At 34.5% G+C, this 2,481-nt stretch carries 3 protein-coding genes and 1 pseudogene; 1 reads left to right on the top strand and 3 read right to left on the bottom strand.

The window, feature by feature from the left end; all coding sequences use genetic code 11:
- Positions 1 to 723: PLP-dependent transferase (locus tag AC8IGH_RS05320; protein WP_507419677.1), on the top strand; the 723-nt coding region annotated here is incomplete at its 5' end.
- Here the strand turns inward: AC8IGH_RS05320 and AC8IGH_RS05325 are convergent.
- The 3 genes and pseudogenes from AC8IGH_RS05325 to AC8IGH_RS05335 all read right to left on the bottom strand — a co-directional run.
- Positions 720 to 1,121 (bottom strand): OsmC family protein, encoded by a 402-nt coding sequence (locus tag AC8IGH_RS05325; protein WP_507419678.1) that lies wholly within the window; start codon positions 1,119 to 1,121, stop codon positions 720 to 722. The genes AC8IGH_RS05320 and AC8IGH_RS05325 overlap by 4 nt on opposite strands.
- 5 nt (positions 1,122 to 1,126) lie before the next feature.
- Positions 1,127 to 2,260: a homoserine O-acetyltransferase MetX gene (gene metX / locus AC8IGH_RS05330; RefSeq protein WP_507419679.1), complete on the bottom strand. Its 1,134-nt coding sequence runs from the start codon at positions 2,258 to 2,260 to the stop codon at positions 1,127 to 1,129.
- Positions 2,257 to 2,481 (bottom strand): annotated as a pseudogene (locus tag AC8IGH_RS05335) (cysteine synthase A); the annotation flags it as partial. The gene metX and the pseudogene AC8IGH_RS05335, both read right to left, overlap by 4 nt.

Here is a 2,481-nt window from a genome sequence, read left to right on the forward strand (position 1 = left end):
AAACCTTTAGAGCACGGTGCTGCAATTGTTATGCACTCCTTAACTAAATTTATTGGTGGCCACGGAAATTCAATCGGAGGAATTATTGTTGATGGTGGAAATTTTAATTGGACTGCAAATAAAAAAAGACAACCATTTTATAATGAGCCTGACCCTTCTTACGGTGGAGCAGTTTGGGGAGAAGTCGTTCCACAATTAACGGGAGCTAATATTCCATTTATTATAAGAGCGCGAGTTGTTTTGTTAAGAGATTTAGGAGCGCCGTTATCGCCATTTAATGCGTGGCAAATAATTCAAGGATTAGAAACGTTAGCTCTGCGTATGAAGCAACATTGTTCTAATGCTGAAAAAGTTGTTTCATATTTAACCAAACACAGCAAAGTTCAAAAAGTTATTTATCCAAGTTTATATGACGGCGAAGTGGGAAGTCGTGCTAAGAGATATTTAAATGGTGGCTTTGGAGCTTTGTGTGGCATTGAGTTAAAAGGAGGTGTTGATGCCGGTAAGAAATTTATTAATGCTCTAAAACTTTTATATCACGTTGCAAATATTGGTGATGCAAGAAGTCTTGCTATTCATCCAGCCTCTACAACGCATTCTCAGCTTTCTCCTGATGAGCAATTAAAAGCGGGAGTTACGCCTGGATATGTAAGATTATCAATTGGAATTGAACATCCAGATGATATTTTAGCTGATATTGATCAGGCACTTAAAACTATTTAGATTAATTTAGAATTAATCTTTACTGTATTTGTAAGAGCCTTGTGAATTGGGCATCTATTTGAGATTTCAAATAAACGTGTTTTTTGCTCATCGGTTAAATTGCCAATAAGCTCAATTTTTCTATCAATTTCACCAGTTTCGCTTCTATTCAATTTGATAATAATTTTATCAAGAGGTATTTTTTTTAAGCGTGCGTACATTCTAAGAGTTATCGAAGTGCAGGATCCAAGGGATGAAAGTAAAAAATCATTAGGACTTAGTCCTTTATCTGTCCCTTCAGGAAAAGATAAGGGTTCATCAGCAAAAAGCTTATGGCCTCTTACTGTTACGCTTTGAACAAAAGGACCAGGCCCAATTTCAGAAACAGTCACTGTGTTGTCTTTTTTAACTTCAGCCATTTAAATTATTTAGATGCTTTAAATTCCTCGTAAGCTGAGTCTAAAAATCCCTTTACGCTTCTTAAAAACTCAGGCTCTTCCAGAAGAAAAGAGTCATGACCATTATTAGTAATAATTTCAACAAAACTCACATCCGCTCCAATTGAATTAAGAGCAATAAGAATTTTTTTACTTTCGGCAGTTGGATATAACCAGTCTGTAGAGAATGAGATTAAACAAAATTTAATTTTTGTATCTTTAAAAGCATTTGCAAGTACACCATTATTTTCTCGATACAAATCGAAATAATCCATTGCCCTAGTTAAATACAAATAACTATTAGCATCAAAGCGATCTACAAATGCATTACCCTGATACTTTAGATAACTTTCAACTTGAAAGTCAGCATCAAAAGTAAATTTAAAATCTCCAGTCTTTTGAAGTTTTCTTCCAAACTTTTCCTGCAATCCTTCCTCAGACAAGTAACTAATGTGACCAGCCATACGTGCTACAGACAAACCCTTTCTCGGATTTTTATTTAATTTTAAATAATCTCCATTAGACCATTCCGGATCAGCCATAATTGCTTGGCGAGATAATTCATTGAATGCAATATTTTGTGCTGAATGACTTGCAGTGCAAGCAATTGGAATTGCAGAATAGGTTCGTCCTGGATTGGATGAACAAAATTGTAAAACTTGCATTCCGCCCATTGAACCTCCTAACACGCATAAAGTTTTTTCGATTTGTAAATGATCTAGTAATAATACTTGCGCATTGACCATGTCCCTTATGGTAACCAAAGGAAAAGTATTCTGGTAAAGTTCTTTCGTTTTAGGATTAATAGAGGTAGGTCCCGAGGTCCCCATGCAACCTCCCAAAACGTTTGCACAAATTATAAAATATTTATTTGTATCAACTGCCTTATCAGGACCAATTGCAGTAACCCACCAACCATCTTTTCCAGTAATAGGATTAATTCCAGTTGCAAATTGATCTCCACTCAAGGCATGAAATACTAAAATGGCATTATCTTTATTTTTATTTAAAGTTCCAAAAGTTTCATAAGCAATTGTAAAGTTATCTAAAATCTGACCCGACTCTAGTTGTAGTGGTTTTTTTATATCAATAGTTTTGACTTTGCTTTTATCAATAATCATTTAATCCAATCCGGACATGGGAGTCCTTTTGATTTTAGAAATTCTCTATTAAATAATTTGCTAGTGTAACGAGTTCCAACGTCACATAAAATTGTAACTATAATCTTATTTGGTCCCATTTTTTTTCCAAGTTCGATTGCACCTGCAACATTTATTCCAGATGAACTGCCAAGACATAATCCATCATCATGTAGTAAATCAAATACAATATTTAAAGCATC

Source organism: Candidatus Allofontibacter sp. (assembly GCF_038145245.1).
In the GTDB taxonomy this organism is placed as follows: Bacteria; Pseudomonadota; Alphaproteobacteria; order Pelagibacterales; family Pelagibacteraceae; genus Fontibacterium.